Origin of the sequence: Curtobacterium sp. KBS0715, assembly GCF_005938005.2 — a bacterium.
GTDB classification, from domain to species: domain Bacteria; phylum Actinomycetota; class Actinomycetes; order Actinomycetales; family Microbacteriaceae; genus Curtobacterium; species Curtobacterium flaccumfaciens.
The window spans coordinates 2,485,806-2,508,729 of the sequence record NZ_VCCA02000001.1; the positions used below are offsets into that span (position 1 = coordinate 2,485,806).

Below are 22,924 nucleotides of genomic sequence, written 5' to 3' on the forward strand. Positions count from 1 at the left end.
CGCTTCTCGTCCATCCGGGGGCGCTGCTGGGCGTCCGGACGGGTCCGACCGGTAGACGTGGAGCTGTGCAACAGATCGGTGTGGGCGGAGAACGGTTCGACGGGGTCAGCGAGATCGCGGTGCTCCGCGGTGGGGGACTGGGCGACCTGATGTTCGCCCTCCCGGCGGTCGAGTCCCTGGCCGCCGCGTACCCGGGAGCCCGGATCACGCTGCTCGGAGCACCGTCGGCGCGGCCGGTGCTCGAGGGTCGCACCGACGCCGTCCACGCCTACGAGGAGCTCCCCGTCGTCCCCGGCGTGCGGGACTCCGGCGGGGGCGCACCGACCGAGCAGGACTTCTTCGACCGGCTGCACGGGCGCTTCGACCTCGCGGTGCAGGTGCACGGCGGTGGCCGGAACTCGAACCCGTTCCTGCTCCGGCTCGGCGCCCCTCACACCGTGGGCACCGCCACCGAGGACGCCGAGGTCCTGGAACGCTGGGTCCGCTACGTCTACTACCAGCACGAGGTCCTCCGGGCGCTCGAGGTGGCCTCGCTCGCCGGCGCCGAACCGGTCACCCTCGATCCCAGACTGCACGTCCCCGAGGCCGCGCGGGCCGGGGTCCGGCAGCGCCTCGGCGCCCGGGGACGACTCGTCGCGATCCACCCCGGCGCCACCGACCCGCGTCGCCGCTGGAGCCCCTCGCGCTTCGCCGAGGTCGCCCGTGCCCGGCTCGCCGCCGGTGACGACGTGGTGCTCGTGGGTGACGACTCGGACGTGCCGGCATCGTCCGCCATCGTCGCGTCACTGCCGCCCGAGCTGCGGGGACGCGTGCACGACCTCACCGGCTCACTGCCCCTGCGTGAACTGCCCGACGTCCTCGCCGCCGCCGACGTCATGGTCGGCGACGACTCCGGCCCACGGCACCTCGCCGTCGCCGTCGGCACCCCGACCGTCGGGGTGTTCTGGTTCGGCAACGTGATCAACGCCGGGCCGTTCGACCGCAGTCGGCACCGGGTGCGCCTGTCCTTCGTGACGCAGTGCCCGGTCTGCGGCGTCGACGTGACACAGGTCGGCTGGACCGCCGAGCGGTGCGAGCACGACCCGTCCTACGTGGACCAGGTCGAGCCGGAGGCCGTCCTCGCCGACGTCGAGGACCTGCTCCGCACGCTCTGACGAGCCCCGCACCGTGCGCGCTTCGGTCTCGTGCGCGCGCCGTCGCCCCGTGCGCGGTTGCCCGCTGCGTGCGGCGCTGGAAGCGCGCACCCAGCCGTCAACGCTGCACCAGGCGACGCACCGCGCACCGTGCACGGAACGCGACCGGACGCCGGACGGGAGGCGCGGTGCCAGCCGGCAGCGCGCCTCCCGGCCGCACCGTGCGCGCGCCGTCGCCCCGTGCGCGGTTGCCCGCTGCGTGCGGCGCTGCAAGCGCGCACCCAACCGTCAACGCTGCACCAGGCGACGCACCGCGCACCGTGCACGAACGGACACACGGGAGGCGCGGTGCCAGCCGGCAACGCGCCTCCCGTCCGTCAGTGGCGAGCGGCTACGGCCAGCTCGGCTCCGTCGCGGGCATGATCGACAGCTCGCGGATCTCGCAGCCGGCCGGCTGCGACAGCGCGAAGATGATCGAGTTCGCGACGTACTCCGGCTCGATGAGCTGCGCGTCCGGTCCCGGCTTGTACTGCTCGGTCCGGTCGGCGAAGAAGTTCGTGCGCATCCCGGCGGGGATGATGTTGGTCACGCCGATGCGACCGGCGGTCTCGGCGGCCAGCGCCTGCGAGAACCCGCGGACGCCGAACTTCGACGCCGAGTACGCGGTCCCGTCGCCGACGCCGCGCAGGGCGAGCGACGAGGAGATGGTGACGACGCGGCCGTGCGTGGCCTCGAGGGCGGGCAGGGCGGCGCGCACGGTCGACGCGGTGCCGATCAGGTTGACGCCGACGATCTGCTCCCACTTGCCGGACGAGATCGCGTCGATCGGGGCGGGGGTGTCGATGCCCGCGGCGGTGACGACGGCGTCCAGGCCACCGTGCCGCTCGGCGGCGTCACGGACCGCCTGCTCGACGGCGTCGGTGTCCGAGACGTCCACGGCGACGGCGTCGACGCCCTCGGGGACGGCGTCGATCCGCAGGTCGAGGACGATCGGAGTGCCGCCGGCCTCGGTGACGGCGGCCACGACGGCGGCTCCGAGTCCGGAGGCGCCGCCGGTGACGAGGACGCGGCCGATGGGGGTGGTGGGGACGGGCATGGATGTCCTTTGCGTAGTGGTGCGGGAAGTGGTCGAGCGGGTGTGGAACGGCGAGCGGACGCTCAGCCGACGCGTTCGATCGCGGCGGCGAGCCGCGTGGTCGAGCGGCCCGGGTGGAACGGCACGGTGACGACGCGGCCACCCCACTCGGCGAGGGTCGCCGTCTCGGGCAGTTCGCTCGCGGTGTAGTCGCCGCCCTTCGCCCAGACGTCCGGGCGGAAGCGGCGCAGCGCCTCGTCGGGGGTGGACTCGTCGAACACCACGACGGCGTCGACGCAGTCGAGTGCCAGGAGCAGCTCGACCCGGTCGTCCTGGGTCATGATCGGACGGTCCGGGCCCTTCAGGGCGCGGACCGACGAGTCCGAGTTGAGGCACACGACCAGGCAGTCGCCGAGTGCACGTGCGGCCGACAGGGTGCGGGCGTGCCCGGCGTGCAGCAGGTCGAAGCAGCCTCCGGTGGCGACGACGGTGCCGCCGGCGCTCCGGACGTCGTGCACCAGGCGCATGGCGTCCCGGTCGGCCCCGGGCACGGCGAGCGGTGCGGGGCCGTCGTCGGCGAAGAGCGCGGTGACGCCACCGGCGGCCAGGTACTCGGACGCGGCGACCACACCGGCGGAGACGGCCTCGGGGACGTCCGCGCCGGACGCCAGTGCGACAGCGACGCCCGCGGCGAGCCGGTCGCCGGCACCGCAGGGGTCCCCGGCGCTGACCGACGGAGCGGGCACGAAGCGGCTGTCGCCCTGGGCGTCGGCGAGCAGCGCACCGCGGTCACCCATCGTGACCGCGACGGCGCCGGCCTGCCACTGCTCGACGAGCCGGGCGGCGGCGACGGTCGCGAAGGGCACACCGCGTCCCTCGACGTCGGTGAAACGTCGCGCCTCGGCAGCGTTCGGGGTGGCGACTGTGGTGCCGGGGACGGGGGCGGCGCCCTTGGGGTGCGGGTCCCAGACCACCGGCAGGCGCTCGGCCGCACGGGTGAGGGCGTCACGGACTGCCGGGGCAGCGGCGACCCCGCGGCCGTAGTCGGCGACGACGATCGCGTCGACGCCGTCGAGGGCAGCGGTCATCGCGTCGGTGGCCTCGGGCACGGGCGGGGTCGCGCAGCCCTCGTCGATCCGGACGAGGGCGTGGTCGACGACGCGCACGCGGGTCTTCACGGGGGTGGGGACCCCGGACGGCCCGGCGACGATCGTGACGTCGGGCAGCAGGTCACGGATCTCCTGGGCACGGCCGTCGTCGCTCAGGACGGTGACCAGGGTGACGTCGTGGCCGTCGCGGGCGAGCATCGTCGCGACGAGTCCGGCGCCACCGGCACGGCGGTCGTCGGTGGCGACGTCCACCACGGGGACGGGGGCGTCGGGGCTCAGGCGCTCGCTCGTGCCGGACACGTCGACGTCGAGCAGGGTGTCCCCGACGACGGCGATGCGGAAGCGCGGTCCGGCGGCACGGCCACCGGCAGCACCGGGACGCGGTGCGACGGCAGCGGGCCCGCTCATCGACGGCCCCCGCGACGCAGCGTCGGCTCCATCGCCTTGCAGAGCGCGTGCACCAGGACGAGCTGCGCCTCCTGCACGTTGGCGGACGGCCCCTCGATGCAGATCGCGTCGTCGACCAGGTCGGCGAGCGGGTTCGGTCCGGGGCCGGTCAGCGCGAGGGAGCGGGCACCCACGGCACGTGCGGCCTCGGCGGCCCGCAGCAGGTTCGGGCTCTTGCCGCTCGTCGACAGCAGCACGAGGACGTCACCGGCACGGGCGTGCGCGGACACCTGCCGCGCGAACACCTGGTCGTAGCCGTAGTCGTTCCCGATGGCGGTCACGGCGGAGGTCTCGGCGTGCAGCGAGATGGCCGAGTACGCCGGTCGGTCGCCCTCGAAGCGGCCGGTGAGCTCGGACGTCAGGTGCTGCGCCTCGGCAGCCGAGCCGCCGTTGCCCGCGGCGAGCAGCCGACGTCCGGCGACGAGCCGCCCGGCGATGTCGTCCGCCCACTCGGCGATGTGGTCCCGGTGGTCGACGAGGGAGGCGATCACGGGGACCGACGCCGCGACGTGGTCGACGACGACGCGGGCGCTGTCGGTGACGGCGCGGTCCTCGAGCCCGGTCTGCTGGTCGATGGTCATCGTGCGGTCCTCTCCGTCGGCTGCGCGGCGCGGGTGACCCGGCCGGCGTGGGTGGTGCGCGAGCGGCCGGCGGCGGGCCCGGTGGTGCTGGCGGACGAGGTCGCGCCGGCGAGCAGGCGCTCGTAGACGCGTTCGCTGTCGGCCGCGACCTTCTGCCAGGTGTAGCGGGACTCGGCGCGCTGTCGACCGGCACGGCCGTACGCCTCGCGGCGCTCCGGGTCGTCGAGCAGTGCGCCGACGGCCTCGGCGACCGCGGTCTCGTCGCGCGGCGGCACGTGCAGGCCGGTGGCGTCCTCGACGACGGTGTCGATGAGCCCGCCGACGCTCGACGCGACCACCGGGCGGCCGCAGGCCATCGCCTCGAGTGGCACGATGCCGAACGGCTCGTACCAGGGGGCGCAGACGACGACGTCGGCGCTGCGGTAGACGGCGGGCATGTCGTGCTGCCCGAGCTGCCCGCGGAAGGTCACGTGGTCGCGCACGCCGAGCGACCGGGCGAGGGTGTCGAGGCGCTGGTACTCGGGGTCGTCCACCAGGTCGGCACCGGCGACACCGGCACCGCCCACGACGACGAGCTCGACGTCACGGCCCTGTTCGACCAGCGCGGCGAGAGCGGCGATCGTCGTCCCGACGCCCTTCCGCTGCACGAGCCGTGAGGCGGTGAGCACCCGGAGCGGACGGTCGCGCTCTTCGACGGAGCCGTCCGGACGGAAGAGCGAGACGTCGACGCCGCACGGCACGACGGAGATGCGGTGCAGCGGGACGCCGAGGGCCTTGAGCTCGAACGCCTCGTCCGAGCACGTCGCGACGACCTGGTCGACGCTCCGGCCGACGGCGGGTTCGACCCACTCGCGCTCGGCCGGGCTGGTGTCCGCGGCTCCCTGGTGCCGACGCTTCACGACCCCCAGGGCGTGGAAGGTCTGCACCACCGGGATCCGCACCCCACCGGTCCGGGCCTGCACCTGCGTCACCGCGTCGAGCGCGGCGTGGCCCGACATCCAGAAGTGCGCGTGCACCACGTCGGGACGGTCGAGGAACCACTCGGCGGCGAGCACCGACGCGAACGTCCCCATGAACGGGAACAGCTCGTCCTTCGGCACGGCACGCGCGGGACCGGCGTCGACGTGCACGACGTCCACACCGGGGCGCAGGGGCACACGGACGGGTTGCGCCGCGTCGTCGCGCCGCGTGTAGACGGTCACGTGGTGGCCGCGGTCGGCCAGCGCACCGGACAGTTCGGCGACGTGGACGTTCTGCCCACCGGCGTCGACCCCGCCGAGCACGGCGAGCGGACTCGCGTGCTCGGACACCATGGCGATCTTCATCCGAGGCTCCCTTCGAGCGCGGCTCCCGCCGCACGGTTCCGTCGCACACCGCGCGCGACGGCGTCGTCGAGCAGGTCGTCCCAGTCGGCCAGGAACCGACCGAGCGCGTGCCGTGCGAGCACGGCCTCCCGCGCCACGAGTCCCCGTCGACGCGCCTCGTCCGGGTCCTCCAGCAGCAGCCTGGAGGCCCGCACCAGCTCCTCGACGTCGGTCGCGATCGCCCCGGCCTCACCCGGAACCGTGCGGGCCGCGTCCGTCGTCGCGAGCACCAGGACCGGCATGGCCATGTGCATCGACTCGATGAGGGACAGGCCGAGCGAGGTCCAGCGGTTCGGGTGCACGTAGGCCCGCCGTTCGGCCAGGGCCGCGTGCATGGGGTCGGCCTGCACGTCGCCCTGCGCGACCACGCGGTCGCCGAAGCCGAGCTCCGGCAGCCGCTCGGTGCCGATGCCCCAGACGTCGACCGGGGCGACCTCGGCGAAGCGGGGGAGCAGGTCGGTGCCGACGACACGGTTGCGCCGGACGGGTTCGTTGATGACGACGCCGAGGCGTTCGAGCGCACCGCTGTACAGCGGGCCGGGGTCGACGACGCCGTGCTCGACGACGGTGGTCCGGGTGGTGCCGCAGTCCCACATCAGGGCGTTCCAGTGCGTCACGTGCGCGATCGTCAGGTCGTCGCGGTCGCGCATCGGGTGCAGGCTGTTCGGCACGTCGACCCGGGGCGCGTTGTGCTCCACGAAGACGATCGGTACGTCGCGGCCACCGAGCAGACGACGGGCTTCCTCGAGCTCCTCGGTGCGTTGCAGCACGACCACGTCGACCTCGGCCTCGGCGACGTCGGCCGGGTCGATCTCGATCGCGGAGTCCGGCCAGTCGCGCCCACCGCGGCCGAGTCCCCAGGCGTCGCGCGCCGGGGTGGTCGGGATGAGGTACTCGTGGGGGCCGCGGACGAAGGCGTCCATCCAGCCGCCGTGCACGTGCCACACGAGGATCCGCATGCAGGGCCTTCCGGTCGGTGTCGATGGGCTCGCTCCCCGACGCTGCCGGAGCAGCAGGAGTAAGGAGCAGGAGAAGCAGTGGCGCACGCTACGCAGCGCCTTCTGGGCCGCCCCGCAGACTTCTCCGATCAGTCCGCGAAACGCGGTCGAGGAGCCGTTCGTGGGCCTCCAGGACGTCCGCGATGCGCACTCCGGACAGGCACGGGTGGCCGGGGACCGGGCACTCGCGAGCGCGGCTGAGACGGCACGGTGCGGCCTGGTCGCCGAGCAGCTCGACGAGCGGGGCGTACGGTGCCCACTTCACGGCGGGGACGACGGGCGAGAACAGGCTCACGATGGGCGCTCCGACGGCCGCGGCGAGGTGGGCCGGACCGGTGTTCCCGACGACGACGACCTCGGCTCCGGCGAGGACGGCCGCGAGTTCGGCGGGGCTGGTGCGGCCGCCGAGGTCGATGCCGGTGTCGCCGGCCACGGCGGCGGTCAGTGCGCGTTCGCCGGGGGAGCCGGTGACGACGACGGGGACGCCACGCTCGGCGTAGGCGGCGACGAGCGCACGGTGGTGGGACTCCGGCCACGACCGTGCCGGGACGCTGGCTCCGGGGTGGACGACCACGTAGCGGTCGAGGCCGGCCACGGGCGGGGGCAGGACGGCGTCGTGGCGCACCGCGAGCCTCCCGTCGTCGTCCGGCGGCAGCCGGAACCCGGCCGCCTCGGCGATCCGCAGCGCGCGTTCGGGCTCGGGGAGGTCCTCGGGCAGGTCCTCGCCTGGGCGCAGCCGCACGTCGAGCAGGGACCCGGGGTGGTCGACCGAGGCCCCGGAGACCCGGGGGACCCCGGCCAACCGCAGGAGCAGCGCGAGGGGCAGGGGCGACTGGTGGAAGGACGTCAGGACGACGGCCTCGTCGGGCTGTTCCTCGGCGACCAGCGCGCGGAACTCGGCGAGCAGGGCGTCGTCGATCGGGCGTGCGGTCTCGGTGACCCACGGTGCCGCCCACACCCGCACCCGGTCGATGCCGGGCAGCAGGTCGGTGGCCGGCGCCCCCTGCGGACCGCACAGCATCGTCACGTGCGCGGCACCGGCGGCCACTGCGCGGACCGCGGGCCCGGCGACCAGGACGTCGCCGAAGGAGTCGAGCCGGGCGACGAGGACACGCCGACCGGCGCTCACGCCCGGTCCGCCACGCTGCCGACGTGCTCGAGCACCAGGGTGACGGCCTCGTCCAGGTCCGCGGCGACGGTGTCGGCCTCGTCGACCTCCTGACGGCGGGTGCGCGGGGTGGGCACGAGGATCCCCTGCGCGCCGGCGTTCCGGGCTGCCTGCACGTCGGCGCCGATGTCACCGACGACGACGATCGACTCCGGCGGGATGCCGAGCCGCTCGGCGGCCTCGAGGACCATCCCGGGCCGGGGCTTCCGGCACGCGCAGTCGTCGCCGGCGTCGTGCGGGCAGACGCACCACACGTCGAACGGGCCGACGAGCTCGTCGACCCGGGCGTTGGTGGCGTCGACCTGTTCGCGCGTGGCCATGCCCTTCGCGATCACCGACTGGTTCGTGACGACGCCGAGCTGCAACCCGGCGGCGCGCGCCCGTTCGACGGCGCGGCGAGCACCGGGGACGGGGACGACCAGGTGCGGGTCGGCGTTATACGGGACGTCCACCACGAGGGTGTCGTCGCGGTCGAGGAGCAGGCCGCGGATGACGCGGTCCGGTGCGAGGGCCATGCTCCGTGACTACCGCTCGACGGCCGGGGGCCGCCCCAGGAAGAGCCGCGGAGCGCGGTCCCGGCAGGACCGTCAGCGTGTCGGGTCTACCGTCGCGGCGGTGACCGCCCTCGAGAACCTGCCCGACCCCGACGGACGCCCGGAACTGCTCGTCCTCCGCGCCATCAAGCTCGGCGACCTGCTCGTCGCCGTCCCCGCGCTGCACGCGCTCCGTCGCGCGTTCCCCGACCACCGCATCACCCTGGCCACCACGGCGTGGCTGGCGCCGGTCGTCGAACTCGTGCCGGCCGTGGACGTCCACCTGGCCCAGCACGGTCTCGACCACCCGATCGCGGTGCCGCACGGTGCCGTCGACATCGCCGTCAACCTGCACGGCGCCGGCCCGGAGTCCTCGGACCTCGTCGCCGCACTCGCCCCGCGCCGGGTCATCGGGCACGCCGACCCGACCCACGACTACCCGGGCCCGGAGTGGCCGGACGACGTGCACGAGCGCGACCGCTGGGCGGACCTGCTCACGTGGCACGGCATCCCCGCGGACGCCACCGAGGTCCACATCGACCGCCCCGCCGAACCGCCGCTGGTCGCCGACGCGGCCGTCGTGCACGTGGGTGCCTTCCACGGTGCGCGGCACTGGCCGACGGACCGCTTCGCCGACGTGGTGCGCGGGCTCCGGGCGCGCGGTGCCGACGTGGTCCTGACAGGAGGCTCGGACGACGTGGTGCGCGCCCGTGCCGTCGCCGACGCGGCCGGTCTGGCGCCGGAGGCGGTCCTGGCTGGCACCCTGGACCTGCAGGCCTTCGCCGCGGTGATCGCCGCGGCACGGCTCGTCGTCACGGTCGACACCGGTGCTGCGCACCTGGCGACCGCCTACGGGGTGCCCTCGGTCGTGCTGTTCGGCCCGGCACCGCCCGAGGCGTGGGGTCCGCCGTCGACCGGCCCGCACATCGTGCTCACCGACGCCTCGGTCCGTCGCGGCGACGTCTTCGCCGAGGACCCGGACCCGGCGATCCTGGCCGTGACCGCGGACGACGTGCTGGCCGCGGTGGACCGGCTCCGGGTGACCGCTCAGGCGGCCGGGCGGTAGCGTCGACCGCGAGCCACCCGGACCTGCCGGACGCTCGGAGGGAGTCCTTCGTGTTCGAAGCCGCGAACATCCGTGACTGGATCGGTCTGCCGGTCGTCGACGAGGCCGACGACAAGGTCGGCACGCTCGAGAGCATCTACTACGACACCGCCACGTCCGAGCCGGCGTTCGGTGCCCTGACCACCGGCATGGTCGGGTTCCAGAAGCTCGTCTTCGTCCCGCTGTTCGGCGCCACCGTCGCCCCGAAGCACCTGCGGGTGACGTTCCCGAAGAAGCTCGTCAAGGACGCCCCGTCGATCTCGACCGACGGCGAGCTCGACGCCGCGACCGAGCCCGAGCTGTTCCAGCACTACGGGCTGGAGTACCGCACCGGCAGCGGCGGCGAACGCCGACTCGGACGCCGCTGAGCCCGTTCCGCCCCACCGACCGACCCGATCCGACCGACCGATCCGCCGCACCCGCCCGGAGGCCGCAACTGCTCCGCACCGCCCGTACGACGCTGTTCGCCGCCCTGGCGGCGGTCGCCGTCGTCGGGCTGGTGGTGGCCGGGGTCACGGCGCCGGGACCGGTGGAACCCGCGTCGGCCGCGCCGATGTGGCCCGTCCCGCAGCCCTACGCGGTGCCGGACGACCCGTCCGAGCCGCTCGCCGACCTCCCGCCCGGCAGCGAGTACGTCGCACTGGGTGACTCGTACTCCGCCGGCTACGGCCTGGGCGACCGGACCCGGCTGCCCACGAGCGCGTGCGTGCAGTCGGCCCGTGACTACCCGCACCGGCTCGCGGCGCGGTTCGGCCTCGACCTGACCGACGTCACGTGCGCGGGCGCCACCAGCGAGGACGTCACGACCGGACACCAGTTCACGGGCGTCCCCCCGCAGATCGAGTCGCTGTCCGCGCGCACCCGGCTCGTGACCCTGACCATCGGCGGCAACGACGCGGACCTGTTCGGCACGGCCGCGTCGTGCCTGGCGATCTCGGCCGACGGCCCGGTGTTCTCCGGACGTGACGCGCCGTCGTGCGAGAGCACGCTCGTGCAGGACGGTGAGGACCAGCTCAACGTGAAGATCCAGTCGCGTGTCGCGCTCGGGATCGCCGACACCCTCGCAGCGGTGCAACGGGCCGCGCCGAACGCCGTCGTCGTGTTCCTCGGGTACCCGGCGATCTTCCCGGACGCCGAGCACACCCCGGCGAAGGGCTGCTTCCGCTCGGCGCTCGACCTCGGCACGCTCGCGGGATCGTTCCCCTCGGACACCTTCCCGTTCACCGACGACGACGTGGCGTACCTGCACGGTGTGCAGGAGGAGCTCGACGCCGTGTCCGCATCCGCCGCGGACGCCGCCGGGGTGCGGTTCGTCGACGTCCTCGAACGCACCGAGGCCCACTCGGCCTGCGCCCCGCGGGACGAGCGCTACGTCGCCGGTGTCAGCCTGACCGGCTCGAGCGACCTGCGACGCATCGACCTGAAGGCCGGCGCCCTGCACCCGAACGGCCGCGGAGTCGCGTACCTCACCGACCAGATGGCCGACGCGATCCGGGAACTCGCCGGCTGACCCGTCCGGACCCCGCGCTGTCCGTGTGGGCCGCCGGTGGGACGACGCAGACCGGCGCCGCCGTCTCACGGACGACGTCGTGGAGCAGTGCGCCGGACAGCACCCGCACGTGGCCCCGTCCGAGCACCACGAGCGACGCCCGCCGGGTACGCGATGCGATGGCGTGACCCGGGTGTCCCTCGACGAGCAGCGGCCGGATCCGCACCGCCGGGAACCGCGCGGTCAGCGACTCGGTGACCCGCTGCAGCAGTTCGGCGTTCCGGGCGCGCCACCGCAGGGGGTCCTCGGCGAAGTCGGTGAGTCCGGTCCGGGTCAGCACGGGCATCTCCCACGCCCGGAGCAGCGTCAGTCGTCGGTGCAGCCGGACGGCCTCGGCCACGGCGATGGAGACGGCCCGTTCGTCGATGGGTTCCTCGACCGCCAGCACCACGTCGCCGTCGATCGGGTGCGGGCCCTCGGGGACGATCACGGTCGGCACGGCCGCACGGACCGCCACGCGCGCCGGGTCGCCGCCGGCGGTCGAGCCCCGTCGGCTCCGGAAGGTCCCGATCACCAGCAGGTCACCGCCGTCGGACTCCTCGACCAGGGCGCTGGCGAACGGCCCCGCGTGCCGGTGCACCTCGACGGTGGCTCCTGGCAGGGCGGCGCGAGCGGCTTCGGCCAGGCGGTCGGCGACCGGTTCGGGGCCCTCGATCGCCGGGTCGGCACCGATGATCCGGATCCGCTCGATCCCGCTGTCCGCGCGGGCGGCGATCCACCGCAGCGCCTCGTCGTGCGGCATGGCGGCGTCCGCGGCCAGCGTCACCGTCGTCCATCGTTCGTCCATCCCGATCGGCCTCCTCCATCGCAGGTCCTCCGGGGGCGTCACACGGCGCTCCGTGCGCCACACGGTACTCCCGGCGCGCACGTGGGGAACCGGCGGTGGAACCGGGCACGTCGGGTGGTGCGCGGCGCGTGTGCGGTGATCCGGGCCTCCCGGCCGGGTCTGCGTAGTCTCGGGGCGTGGTCGTGAGCGCCGGACTGTTGCTGCACCGGACCGGTCCGTCCGGGCCCGAGGTCTTCCTCGCGCACATGGGCGGACCGTTCTGGCGGAACCGGCCGCGTGCCTGGTCGATCCCGAAGGGGCTGGTCGAGGCGGGCGAGGAGCCGCTCGGCACCGCATTGCGCGAGTTCGCCGAGGAGATCGGCGTGCCCGCACCGGTGAGCGCCGCGGACCTGACCGACCTGGGGGAGTTCCGGCAGGCGTCGGGCAAGCGCGTGCGGGTCTTCGCGGCACGGGCGTCGGGGTTCTCGGTCGACACCGTGCGGAGCAACACCGTGCGGCTCGAGCTGCCGCGCGGGTCGGGGCGGTTCGTGGAGGTGCCCGAGGTGGACGACGCCCGGTGGGTCGGCCTCGACGAGGCGCGGGAGCTGGTGGTGGCCGGGCAGGTCGCGGCGCTCGACGCCCTGGTCGCGCTCGGTCGGGGTGCTGGCGGTTCCTGACGCCCCGCTCATGTTGGTCGAGCGGTCACGAACTGTCGTCCGGCGGGCCTCCAGGCGACACTTCTCGGCCGCTCGGCGATCGGCGCGCGGCAGGTCCTGACCACTCGGCGGGACCTTCTTGCTCGTGTCGTGCCCCGGACACGAGCCGCGCCCACTGGATAGTCTGAGGGGGTGTCGGGTTCTCCGGCGCCACACCAGGGGAGTACGCATGCGGCGCTGGCGCGCGATCACGGCTGGGCTGACGGCCCTCGCACTCGGAGCAGGACTCGCGATCGGCGGCGCGACCAGTGCGTCGGCCGAGCCGGTCGGCAACTGGGGGACCTTCACCCTCAGCGGAGCGAGCCGGGCCTACACCGGCACGATGACGCTCGCAGGGTTCCCCGAGACGACCTTCACGTCGGACTCCCGGCAGTCGACCGTCGTCAGCGGGGCATCGACCTGGCAGTCGGCGTCGACCCCGTCGGGCGCGGTCTACGGGACGAGCCGCGGCCAGACCTACATGAACCAGCGGCCGAACGTCGACTCGCCCACGTCCGGCGCATCGACCACCACCTACACGTTCGCCGAGCCGACGCCGGGCGCCCAGAGCTGGTCGTTCGTGCTCGGCGACGTCGACGCCGATCGGGCGACCATCTCGGCCACCGTCTCCGGTGGCGGCGCTGCGACCGCGGAGCAGCTCGGCTACGAGAGCTCCTACAACTCGTGCTCGGCCGCCGTCGCCGGAGGACCGTCGTGCACCGCCGACCCCGACGGCACGACCGGGCAGGACCTGCCCTCCTGGGACCCCGCCACCCGGACCCTGACGGGCAACACCGGCGCGGTCGACACCGCCGGCGCCACGGCGTGGTTCACGCCGACCGTCTCGCTCACCAGCCTGACGATCACGTACCAGCAGCGCAGTGGGTTCCCGGTGTACCAGACCTGGTTCGCCAACCGCACCGCCGCGATCACCGGCACGGCGACCCTCGACGGAGCGCCGATCCCCGGGGCGATCGTCCGCGTCACCGCCCCGCGCGGCACCGTGTACACGACGACGACCAACGCCGACGGCACCTACGCGTTCCCGCAGCTGCCGGTCATCGCGAACTACCGCGTCGAGATCACCCCGCCGGACGGTGCCGAGGGCCCTGACCAGCCCGCTCGGGTCTCCCTCGCGCAGACCGGCTCGCCGGGCGGCGTGGACCAGCAGGCCGATTTCGCGTTCACGTCGCCGGAGGACACCGTGTCGGTCATCGGCACCGTGGTCGACGAGGACGGCCGACCGGTCTCGAACCTCGAGGTCGTCATCACCGACCCTGACTCCGGGGACGTCCTCGTCGACACGACGACGAACAGCGACGGCGTCTACACCGGCTCGGACCTGCCGGCGGACACCGACCTCGACGTGTCCGTCGCCGACGAGCCGCCCGTGACCATCACGACCGGCGACGACGGCGCGGCACCGGTCGTCCCCGACGAGGTCGATGCCCCGGCCGCCGTCGTCGCGACGGTCGCCGGTGTGGTCTCGCTCGACGGCTCGCCCGTGCCCGCTGGCGCGGTGGTCGAGCTCGTCGACGGCACGGGCGCCGTGGTCGCCTCGACGGAGACCGATGCCGACGGCCGCTACGTCTTCGCCACCGCGGCGGGCACGTACACCGTCCGGACCGAACGACCCGAGCCAGGGGCGACCGGGGCGACGTCGAACACCGGTGTGCCGGCCGTCGCTGGCGAGCGTGCTTCGTCCGACCTGCCGTTCGCCTCCGCAGCCCCCGCCGCCGAGGTCACCACCGACCAGCCCGGCACGGTCGTCGACACGAACGGCGAACCCGTTCCCGACGTCGAGGTCGTCGCGGCTCCGACGGACCCGCAGTCCGGCGATCCCGTGTCGGTCGTCACGGACGACGACGGTGCGTTCGACCTGACCGGACTGGAGCCCACGACGGAGTACGCCGTCTCGGTCGACGTCGAGGGTGCCGAGACGGCGACCGTCGTCACGCCGGAGTCGGGGGCTGCGACGCCGCTGGCGTTCGTGGTGCGGGCTGCGGCGGCTCCCGCTCCCGCACCGTCGCCGTCGCCGAGCGGTTCTCCTTCGGCGACTCCGACCGACCCCGCCGCCGGCTCGGGCTCCGGCTCCGCGCCGGTCTCGGGCCAGGGCGATGCGGGGGACGGGGGACCGCTCGCCTACACGGGCGCGGACCTCGGCCCGGGACTCATCGCCGCCGGGGTGCTCGTGCTGCTCGGTGCGGCGCTGCTGACCTACCGCGCGGTGCGCAACCGCCGCCGCACGGACCACCTGCAGGACTGACCGCGCGGCGGGCGCAGGACACGACGCCGCGGGTACGCCGAGGGGTCACGAACCGTCGCCCGCCGACCCGTCATACGACAGTTCGAGCACCCCCGACGGACCGCCGACGGCAAGTCGTGACCACACGGGGCCGGGGCACCGCGCGCGTCCGCCGCGGCCGCACACCACGCCGCCGCGTGTCCGCCGAGGGGTCACGAACCGTCGCCCGCCGACCCGTCAGACGACAGTTCGAGCACCCCCGACGCCCCGTCGACGGCATGTCGCGACCACACGGAGCCCGGGCACCGCGCGCGTCCCCCGCAGCCGCACAACACGCCGCCGCGGGGACGCCGAGCGGTCCCAAACCGTCGCCCGGCGCCCCCGCAGACGACAGTTCGTGCGCCCCCGACGCCCCCGGCAACGGCATGTCGTGACCAGTCGACGCGCCGACCACGCCCGCGCCGGCCCCTAGCGCGTCCGCGGTCGCCGCACCGAACCCGTGACGACGCCGATCGACCCCGTGACCGTCTGGATCGCCCGCCCGACGACCGGCACCGACGTGGTGACGACCGCGAGCGACGATGTGATGGCCTCGATGGACGAGGTCGACAGGTGCTCCTGCGTGTGGGTGTGCACCGGGAACCCACGGCGCGCCAGCACCACGACCCCGAGTGCACCGACCAGCACCGCGGCACCGGCGAACGGCAGGTACTGCAGCCCGACGATCCCGAGGGCCTGCCCGCCGAACGCAGCACCACCGGCGATGCCGATGTTCGACGCGCCGTTGACCAGCGCCCCGGCGATGTCGGGGGAGACGCCTCCGGCACGGATCGCCGCGGCCATGAAGAGCGTGCCGGTCGTGCCGTTCGCGGCCATCCAGATGCCCGCGACGACCATCGTCCCGATCAGGGAGCCGTGCACGAACGGCATCGTCGCGAAGGCCACGGCCATCACGGCGACCGAGGCGATCAGCGTCTGCCGGGGTGCGCGGTCGACGAACATGCCGGCGAGCCACAGCCCGACGACACCGGTGCCACCGAGCACGAGCAGTGCCCCGCTCACCATGCCCGCGTCGAGCCCCGCGTCGATCGCGTACGGCCCGATGTAGGTGTAGACGACGTAGTGCCCGCCGAACAGCAGCATGTCGGCGATCACGACGGACAGCAGTCCGGTGCGCGCCCAGGCCTTCGGCGATCCGATGTGCGGCGACGAGGCACCGCGGACTGCGGGCAGGAACAGCAGTGCGACGACCGCGAGTGCCGCTGCGGCGACACCGACGGAGAACACGGCCTGGCGCCAGCCGATGTGCTGCGCGACCCAGGTCGCGACGGGCACGCCGAGCACGAACCCGAGCGAGCTGCCCGAGTACACGAACGCGATCGCCCGTCCCGCCAGCCGAGGCGGGACGATCCGGGTGGCGTACGCCGAGGCGACCGAGAAGAACAGTGCGTGCGCGATGCCGCCGACGACGCGTCCGGCGCAGACGACGGCGAACGACGGTGCGAGCGCGACCATCAGGTTCGACACGGTGTAGCCGACGAGCGTGGCGACGAGCACGGTCTTGCGGGGCAGCTTCGCGGTGAACGCGGTGAGCGGCAGCGCGAGGAGCGCGACGGCCGCGGCGTACACGGTGATGACGATGCCCATGGTGGCCTCGGTCACGCCGAGGTCGGCGCTCATCGTGCCGAGCAGCCCGACGGGCATGAGCTCGGTGGTGATGGCGAAGAACGTGGCCAGTCCGAGCACGGCGATGCCGACGATCGACTGGGTGGTGACGGTGATCGGCCGCGTGTGGGTCGACACGGCCGAGGTGGTGGTGTTGGTGGACACGCTGCTGACCTCCTCCGAGGCACGGTGGAGCGCGCGACGATGCCGATCGTTCTGACGGCGGTGACCGGGAGGGTCTGCGGGGCGCGCTCGCTGGCGGATGTGGATGATGTGGGTACGACTCCACGACGAGTGCGCTCATCCAGTGTTGCACGATGGAACGACTCTCGCGAGGGCATCCAGCAAATACATCGGAGCGCTCCAACGAAACACTCAGCTGCCGGTCGCTCGCTCAGTACTCGTTCGTCACCCGGCCCTGGACCCCGCCGCCGCGTAGCTCGATCGTCAACGTGCCGCTCCTGGACTGCGCGGACATCGACACCGATCCGTGCAGCGCGGCCTGCCGCGGGAAGCACGCCGTCGACGACTCGATGCGGTCTGCCGTCGCCACCAGGCAGATCGTCGACCGGTCCGTCCCGATGCCGGCCCAGACGTTCCAGGGTGTCTCCGCGGTCCCGCCGTCGAGCGCGCGGTTCGTGAAGACCAGTCGCGTCGTGTGCAGGCTCACCGGCGCAGCGACCGGCCCCGGCAACTGGTCGGCGTACGTCTGCGGGACGTCGAGCAGCTGCTCGAGCGTGATCGTCCCCGCCGTCGGCGTGACGCTCGGCGCTGCGGCGACGTCCGGTCGCGCCGTCCCGACGAGCGTCCCGGCGGCGAACGCGACGCCCACCGCCGCTGCCGCGCCGCCCGCGATCCAGGCGCGTGGTCGTTCCGTCCACAACCACCGCCGCCACCGGGTCCGTCCGGTCGGCTCGGCCTGGAGGCCCGGCTCGTCCCCGCCGCCGCCCCTCGCGTCGTCGACGTGGTCGCCCCCACCGCCGTCGGTCGCCTCCGACACGTCGGCTCCGGCAGGCACCGCCGCACTGGCGGGCAAGGACACGACCGCCGCGTCAGCGGGCGAGGACACGGGCACCGGCACCGGCACGGGCCCTGGACCAGATCGCGTCGCGGACGGGACGGACGTGCGGACCGGCTCCGGGCCTCCCGGCCATGGATCCCGCGCCGTCGCGACCGCACGCGCGCGGGGTCGCCGTCCGCGTTCCAGGTCCTGCAGGGCGATCCGGGCGCGCGCCGCGTCCGCCGGGCTCGATCCTGCTCCCCATGCGACGGCCTCGAGCCGTGCCCGTTCCGCTGCCACGTCGTCGTGGGCCATGCGCACTCCCGCTCTGCCGGTCGCGTGGACAGGTCCATCGTGGCACCGCGCAGCCGTGCGCGCGCACCCAGAACGAGGGAGTAGGCGTGGTGCATGAGCACCGACTCCATGCCGCAGCACGACGCCGACGCCGAGACCCTCGAGCCGCTGAGCCACGACACCCAGTCCGGCGAGGCCGACTACGTGGCGACCAGCCCCGGCGGCGCCGGCACGGAACGCCACGTGCCGACCGCCGACGAGGAGCAGGGCCGCGGCACCGAGTACGACCCGGTCGACCAGGGACCGCAGCAGGAGGGCCAGGGCGGCTAGCGGACCAACCGTCGCAGCACGGCGCGTTCGCCGTAGGTCCAGGCCGCACTCGTCACGACGTAGAGCGCGGCGGCGAGCGGTGCGATCGCCGCGAACACGACCGTGATGAACGGCACGTACCGACCCACGGCGGCGGTCGCGGCGGCCCCGGGGACGCCCGGTTCCGGCGCCGGCGCCGGGTTCCAGTGGGCGTTCGACCGACGGCTGAGCTCGACGACGACCGCCAGCACCGCCAGTAGGACCAGCACCACCCAGGCGTGCAGCCAGAGCGGCGACGTGAGCGTGACGATGAGCGAGTGGCCGAGCGGGACCCCGACGAGCGTCGCCTCCAGCAGGGCGTTCGCGGTGCCGTCGATCGAGGCGTGCGTGAACAGGGCGTAGACGAGCGACACCACGGGTGCTTGCGCCAGGACGGGCAGGCAGCCGGCCAGCGGCGAGACCTTCTCGTCGGTGTACAGCTGCTGCACCGCTCGCTGCAGCCGCTGGGTGTCACGGCCGTGGCGCTTCCGGAGCGCCGCGAGCCGGGGTGCGAGGCGCCGGCGGTCCCGTTCGGCCCGCACCTGCAGCACGGACAGCGGGACGAGCACCAGGCGGACGGCCAGGGTGAGGAGCACGACGGCGATCGCCGCGGCGAACGAGCCGGCGACGGGGGAGAGCGCCGCGGTGAGGGCGGTGACGAGGTCTGCGCCGCCGTGCAGCAGCGGGCCGACGAGGGGCAGGGTGGACAGGTCCATGACGGTTCCGATCAGTGGTGGGTCAGCGGGGTGCGCGAGCGGCCCGGCCACCGGTCGGTGGTCAGGCCGGGGTCGCGACCCCCGGTGCCCGTGAGCGGACGTGGCCGTCGGCGTCGGGGTGGCTCCACCCGATCCGGGTGACCAGGTCGGGCACCGCCGACCGATCCGACACGGATGCCGATCCGACCCCGAGGACGGCCGCGAGCACCGCGACGAGCAGTCGGGCGACGACGACGGTCACGGCGACCGCGGTCAGCCCGAGTGCCGCCACGGCCAGCAGGGGCAGCACCCCGGCGGCCGGGTCGCCGAGCACCAGCGCGACGGTGGCGCGGAGCAGCAGCAGGACGGCGGTCATGGTCCGTTCAGCGTAACGCCCGCGTGCCGTCGAGGACCGGAAGGTGCGGCGGGGGAGGATCACGGCATGACCGCAGGTTCGCCGAGCACCCCAGCGACCGTCGCGCTCGAGGCGGCCGGGGTCCCGTACACGCCGCACGTGTACGAGCACCACGAGAGCGCCACCAACTTCGGAGAAGAGGCGGCCGCCGCCCTCGGGCTGCGCGAGGAGCAGGTCTTCAAGACCCTGGTCGTCTCCGTCGACGGCACCCTCGCCGTCGCGATCGTGCCGGTGGCGAACCGGCTCGACCTCAAGGCGATCGCCGCCGCGGTCGGGGGCAAGAAGGCGACGCTGGCCGATCCCGCCCTCGCCGAGAAGCGCACGGGCTACGTGGTCGGCGGGATCAGCCCGGTCGGCCAGAAGACCCGGCTCCGCACCGTGCTCGACGAGTCTGCGCTGTCGTACGCGAGCATCTTCGTGTCCGGCGGTCGTCGCGGATTCGACGTCGAGGTGGCACCGACGGACCTCGCGCGGATCACCGAGGCGGTCGCCGCACCCATCGCGCGGACCTGAGTCGAGTCGCCGCAAGTTTTTTCGGGACCCGGGAATGACCCGAGCCCTCCTGCGTTGCATTGAGTCGAAGGCACTCAAGTTCCCCAGGAGGTCCCTTTGCCAGAGACGTTCGGCCCGACCGGTGGCAACGACTCGTTCGACGAGTTCCTCGCCCGCCTGCTCGCGGCACAGCGCACCGGTGACCAGCAGCGCGTCCGCGCGTTCGGTCGACCGGTCGACATCACCCGGCTGCTCAGCCGCCGGACCCACGAGCTGCTCCAGCACACCGCCGAGTACGCGGTCGCGCAGGGGCAGCGCGAGATCGACGCACTGCACATCCTGCACGTGCTCGTCCGCACCGAACCGTTCGACGCCGTCGTGCGTTCCGCCGGGGTCGACCCCCGGCGACTCGCCGAGGAGATCGAGCAGCGCCTGCCGATGGCGCACGAGCCGCTGGCCGAGCAGACCGGCCGCCCGGCACTGACCGGCACCGCCCAGCGCATCCTCGTCGAGGCGACGCAGGCCGCGCGGGGCTTCGGCAGCACCTACACCGACCCCGAGCACGTCTTCTTCGCGCTCGTGATGGACCAGGAGACCGTGACCGGCCAGCTGCTCGCCAGCGCCGGGATCACCCCGCAGGTCATGCAGGACTACGCCCAGCAGGCCGCGGCAGCAGCACGAGAGGGGCGCCCCATGCCCGGAACACCCGACGCCGTCGACACCGACCAGGCCACCGACAGCGATACCCCGACGCTCGACCAGTTCGGCACCGACCTCACCCAGCGCGCCCGTGACGGGCACGTCGACCCGGTGATCGGCCGCGCCGACGAGATCGAGCAGACCGTCGAGATCCTGCTCCGCCGCACCAAGAACAACCCGGTGCTGATCGGTGAGCCCGGCGTCGGCAAGACCGCGATCGTCGAGGGCCTCGCCCAGCGCATCGTCGACGGTGACGTCCCCGCCCTGTTGCAGGGCAAGCGGGTCGTCGCGCTCGACCTGCCCGGGATGCTCTCCGGCACCCGCTACCGCGGCGACTTCGAGGAGCGCCTGACCAAGGCGATGGACGAGATCGCGGCGCACGCCGACGAGCTCATCGTCTTCGTCGACGAGCTCCACACCGTCGTCGGCGCCGGTGGCGGCGGCGAGGGCGGCTCGATGGACGCCGGCAACATCCTCAAGCCCCGGCTCGCCCGCGGCGACCTGCACCTGGTCGGCGCGACGACGCTCAACGAGTACCGCCGGATCGAGAAGGACGCCGCACTCGAGCGCCGGTTCCAGCCCGTCACGGTGGGGGAGCCGAACGTCGAGGACGCCGTCGCGATCCTGACCGGCCTCGCCCCGCGCTACGAGGAGCACCACAGCGTCGCCTACACGCCCGAGGCACTCCGCGCCGCCGTCGAGCTCTCGCACCGCTACGTGACCGACCGACACCTGCCGGACAAGGCCATCGACCTCATCGACCAGGCCGGTGCACGCCGTCGCCTCGCCCTGTCGGGCGACGTCGACGTCGAGGCGCTGCGTGCCCAGGTCACCGACCTGACGGCCCGCAAGGACCGCGCTGTCGCCGAGGAGCACTACGAGGAAGCGTCCGACCTGCGCGACGAGATCGTCGGACTGGAGGCCCGGATCACCGCCGCCTCGTCGGCCGACGCCACCCGCGCCTCCCGTCCCGAGTCCGCGGACACGTCGATCACGGAGGCCGACATCGCCGCCGTCGTGTCGCGTGCCACCGGGATCCCGGTGACCCGCCTCGGCTCGGCCGACAAGACGCGGCTCGCCGCGCTCGAGTCCGAGCTGCACGACCGAGTCGTCGGCCAGGACGACGCCGTGCGGGCGATCGCGAAGGCGGTGCGACGCAGCCGGACCGGCATGGGCGACCCGCGTCGTCCGGTGGGCAGCTTCCTGTTCCTCGGCCCGACGGGCGTCGGCAAGACCGAACTCGCGAAGGCCCTGGCGTCGTCGCTGTTCGGTGACGAGTCCGCCATGCTCCGCTTCGACATGAGCGAGTTCGGCGAACGCCACACCGTGTCCCGCCTGGTCGGTGCCCCTCCCGGGTACGTCGGCTACGACGAGGCCGGCCAGCTCACCGAGCGTGTCCGCCGCAACCCGTACTCGGTGATCCTGCTCGACGAGGTCGAGAAGGCCCACCCGGACGTCTTCAACCTGCTGCTGCAGGTCCTCGACGACGGCCGGCTCACCGACGGGCAGGGGCGGACGGTCGACTTCCGGAACACCGTCGTCATCATGACGTCGAACATCGGCTCGGAGTTCCTGGCCTCCCGCTCGGGGGCGCTCGGGTTCTCCCCGGTCGGTGCGACGGACGGCTACGCGGAAGACGACCTGCGGGCCCGCGTGATGGGCAAGCTGCGCGAGGCGATGCGGCCCGAGTTCATCAACCGCATCGACGAGATCGTGCTGTTCCGCAAGCTCGACCGGTCCCAGATCGCGTCGATCGTGTCGCTGCTGCTGCAGGACACGGCGCTCCGGCTGGTCGCACAGGACATGCTCCTGTCGGTGTCCGACGCGGCGGTCGACTGGCTCGCCGAGCACGGGTACGAGCCGGAGTACGGCGCCCGCCCGCTCCGTCGGCTCATCCAGCGCGAGGTCGACGACCGCATCGCGACCCTGGTGGTCGAGGGCGGGATCACCGCGGGTGACACCGTGCGGATCGACGTCGAGGGCGATGCACTGACGGCGAGCGTCGCGGAGCACGCGGCGGTCTAGTCCGGTCGCGCGCACGCGAGGGCCCGGTACCGATTCGGTACCGGGCCTTCGGCGTGCACGGACCGCCGCGGTGTTGCGCCGCGCGCCGCCGCCGCGCACCGCCGCCGCCGCGCACCGTGCGTGCTCCGTCATACGGTGCGAGGTTGCCCGCACCGTGCGCGCCTGCGATCCCGCTCCGAGCGCGCAGGCTGCCACCGGTCCGCCGACGGCGCACGGTGCAGCCGCGAGGCCCGGCGCCGCTCGCTCACGCCTCTGAGCCCGTCGTCGGCGCACGCCCCGCCACCGGGTGCGGGGTCGACCGCTCGGTGCGCGACGGGAACTCGGCACGCAGTCGGCTCGTCGACACCAGAACAGGAACCTCGCACCGTGATCAGCCTGTTCGTGAATGCAATTCCGGATGTTTTCCGGAAAAGGGGTTGCGCTCTGAATTGCGGTGCCGATAGTGTTCACTCGTCGCGAACGGTCGAACATTCGACCCAGACGACTCCGCCAGCTCGAGACCGAAAGGGGGCCGACCCATGAT

The 22,924-nt window shown here is 73.8% G+C and carries 21 protein-coding genes; 9 read left to right on the plus strand and 12 right to left on the minus strand.

Annotation, left to right across the window (positions count from 1 at the left end; translation table 11 throughout):
• Nucleotides 1-65: 65 nt before the first annotated feature.
• Complete coding sequence (locus tag FFG40_RS11920) at nucleotides 66-1,154, plus strand: glycosyltransferase family 9 protein (RefSeq protein WP_138803319.1); 1,089 nt, start codon at nucleotides 66-68, stop codon at nucleotides 1,152-1,154.
• 370 nt (nucleotides 1,155-1,524) lie between these two features.
• Here the strand turns inward: FFG40_RS11920 and FFG40_RS11925 are convergent, their stop codons facing one another.
• From FFG40_RS11925 to FFG40_RS11955, 7 genes are all read right to left on the minus strand, one after another.
• Nucleotides 1,525-2,229 (minus strand): SDR family oxidoreductase, encoded by a 705-nt coding sequence (locus tag FFG40_RS11925; RefSeq protein ID WP_027465581.1) that lies wholly within the window; start codon nucleotides 2,227-2,229, stop codon nucleotides 1,525-1,527.
• A 62-nt stretch (nucleotides 2,230-2,291) separates the two neighbouring features.
• Nucleotides 2,292-3,725, minus strand: a complete 1,434-nt coding sequence (locus FFG40_RS11930; protein ID WP_260678865.1) for a PfkB family carbohydrate kinase — start codon at nucleotides 3,723-3,725, stop codon at nucleotides 2,292-2,294.
• Nucleotides 3,722-4,345, minus strand: a complete 624-nt coding sequence (locus FFG40_RS11935; protein ID WP_138803320.1) for an SIS domain-containing protein — start codon at nucleotides 4,343-4,345, stop codon at nucleotides 3,722-3,724. Before FFG40_RS11935 ends, FFG40_RS11930 begins: the two co-directional genes overlap by 4 nt.
• Nucleotides 4,342-5,670, minus strand: coding sequence for a glycosyltransferase (locus FFG40_RS11940; protein WP_138803321.1), 1,329 nt, complete (start codon nucleotides 5,668-5,670; stop codon nucleotides 4,342-4,344). Before FFG40_RS11940 ends, FFG40_RS11935 begins: the two co-directional genes overlap by 4 nt.
• Nucleotides 5,667-6,668, minus strand: a complete 1,002-nt coding sequence (locus FFG40_RS11945; RefSeq protein WP_138803322.1) for a glycosyltransferase — start codon at nucleotides 6,666-6,668, stop codon at nucleotides 5,667-5,669. Before FFG40_RS11945 ends, FFG40_RS11940 begins: the two co-directional genes overlap by 4 nt.
• Nucleotides 6,669-6,756: 88 nt before the next feature.
• Nucleotides 6,757-7,836: a glycosyltransferase family 9 protein gene (locus tag FFG40_RS11950; protein WP_138803323.1), complete on the minus strand. Its 1,080-nt coding sequence runs from the start codon at nucleotides 7,834-7,836 to the stop codon at nucleotides 6,757-6,759.
• Nucleotides 7,833-8,390 (minus strand): HAD-IIIA family hydrolase, encoded by a 558-nt coding sequence (locus tag FFG40_RS11955; protein WP_138803324.1) that lies wholly within the window; start codon nucleotides 8,388-8,390, stop codon nucleotides 7,833-7,835. The genes FFG40_RS11950 and FFG40_RS11955 overlap by 4 nt, the downstream gene beginning before the upstream one ends.
• Before the next feature lie 100 nt (nucleotides 8,391-8,490).
• Between FFG40_RS11955 and FFG40_RS11960 the strand changes: the two genes are divergently transcribed.
• From FFG40_RS11960 to FFG40_RS11970, 3 genes are all read left to right on the plus strand, one after another.
• Nucleotides 8,491-9,474 carry a glycosyltransferase family 9 protein gene (locus FFG40_RS11960; protein WP_138803325.1) on the plus strand — a complete coding sequence of 328 codons (984 nt, stop codon included), beginning with the start codon at nucleotides 8,491-8,493 and terminating at the stop codon, nucleotides 9,472-9,474.
• Between the two features lie 50 nt (nucleotides 9,475-9,524).
• Nucleotides 9,525-9,881: a PRC-barrel domain-containing protein gene (locus tag FFG40_RS11965; RefSeq protein ID WP_027465587.1), complete on the plus strand. Its 357-nt coding sequence runs from the start codon at nucleotides 9,525-9,527 to the stop codon at nucleotides 9,879-9,881.
• 161 nt (nucleotides 9,882-10,042) lie between these two features.
• A complete protein-coding gene (locus tag FFG40_RS11970) occupies nucleotides 10,043-11,023 on the plus strand; it encodes an SGNH/GDSL hydrolase family protein (RefSeq protein ID WP_138803326.1) in 981 nt (326 codons plus the stop codon).
• Here FFG40_RS11970 and FFG40_RS11975 read toward each other — a convergent pair.
• On the minus strand, nucleotides 10,980-11,849 hold the full coding sequence (locus tag FFG40_RS11975) for a universal stress protein (protein ID WP_138803327.1): 870 nt from the start codon (nucleotides 11,847-11,849) through the stop codon (nucleotides 10,980-10,982). The two genes, FFG40_RS11970 and FFG40_RS11975, sit on opposite strands and share 44 nt — an antisense overlap.
• 176 nt (nucleotides 11,850-12,025) lie before the next feature.
• On the opposite strand from FFG40_RS11975, the gene FFG40_RS11980 reads away from it, so the two are divergent.
• A complete protein-coding gene (locus FFG40_RS11980; RefSeq protein ID WP_138803328.1) occupies nucleotides 12,026-12,505 on the plus strand; it encodes an NUDIX domain-containing protein in 480 nt (159 codons plus the stop codon).
• Nucleotides 12,506-12,713: 208 nt separating this feature from the next.
• Nucleotides 12,714-14,789 carry a collagen binding domain-containing protein gene (locus tag FFG40_RS11985; protein WP_138803329.1) on the plus strand — a complete coding sequence of 692 codons (2,076 nt, stop codon included), beginning with the start codon at nucleotides 12,714-12,716 and terminating at the stop codon, nucleotides 14,787-14,789.
• A gap of 447 nt (nucleotides 14,790-15,236) precedes the next feature.
• Here the strand turns inward: FFG40_RS11985 and FFG40_RS11990 are convergent, their stop codons facing one another.
• Both FFG40_RS11990 and FFG40_RS11995 read right to left on the minus strand, forming a co-directional pair.
• A complete protein-coding gene (locus tag FFG40_RS11990) occupies nucleotides 15,237-16,598 on the minus strand; it encodes an MFS transporter (RefSeq protein WP_138803330.1) in 1,362 nt (453 codons plus the stop codon).
• 229 nt (nucleotides 16,599-16,827) lie between these two features.
• Nucleotides 16,828-17,433, minus strand: a complete 606-nt coding sequence (locus FFG40_RS11995; protein WP_138803331.1) for a hypothetical protein — start codon at nucleotides 17,431-17,433, stop codon at nucleotides 16,828-16,830.
• 408 nt (nucleotides 17,434-17,841) lie between these two features.
• Here FFG40_RS11995 and FFG40_RS12000 point away from each other — a divergent pair, with 408 nt between their 5' ends.
• A complete protein-coding gene (locus FFG40_RS12000; protein ID WP_138803332.1) occupies nucleotides 17,842-18,057 on the plus strand; it encodes a hypothetical protein in 216 nt (71 codons plus the stop codon).
• On the opposite strand, the gene FFG40_RS12005 is transcribed toward FFG40_RS12000, so the two are convergent.
• On the minus strand, nucleotides 18,054-18,791 hold the full coding sequence (locus FFG40_RS12005) for a membrane protein insertase YidC (RefSeq protein WP_138803333.1): 738 nt from the start codon (nucleotides 18,789-18,791) through the stop codon (nucleotides 18,054-18,056). The two genes, FFG40_RS12000 and FFG40_RS12005, sit on opposite strands and share 4 nt — an antisense overlap.
• A 61-nt stretch (nucleotides 18,792-18,852) precedes the next feature.
• Entirely contained in the window at nucleotides 18,853-19,146 is a 294-nt protein-coding gene (locus FFG40_RS12010; protein ID WP_138803334.1) for a hypothetical protein, read from the minus strand.
• Nucleotides 19,147-19,212: 66 nt separating this feature from the next.
• Here FFG40_RS12010 and ybaK point away from each other — a divergent pair, with 66 nt between their 5' ends.
• Together ybaK and FFG40_RS12020 are read left to right on the plus strand one after the other, a co-directional pair.
• On the plus strand, nucleotides 19,213-19,698 hold the full coding sequence (gene ybaK / locus FFG40_RS12015; RefSeq protein WP_071244681.1) for a Cys-tRNA(Pro) deacylase: 486 nt from the start codon (nucleotides 19,213-19,215) through the stop codon (nucleotides 19,696-19,698).
• Between the two features lie 96 nt (nucleotides 19,699-19,794).
• Nucleotides 19,795-22,401 carry an ATP-dependent Clp protease ATP-binding subunit gene (locus tag FFG40_RS12020; RefSeq protein ID WP_138803335.1) on the plus strand — a complete coding sequence of 869 codons (2,607 nt, stop codon included), beginning with the start codon at nucleotides 19,795-19,797 and terminating at the stop codon, nucleotides 22,399-22,401.
• The last annotated feature ends 523 nt before the right edge of the window (nucleotides 22,402-22,924 follow it).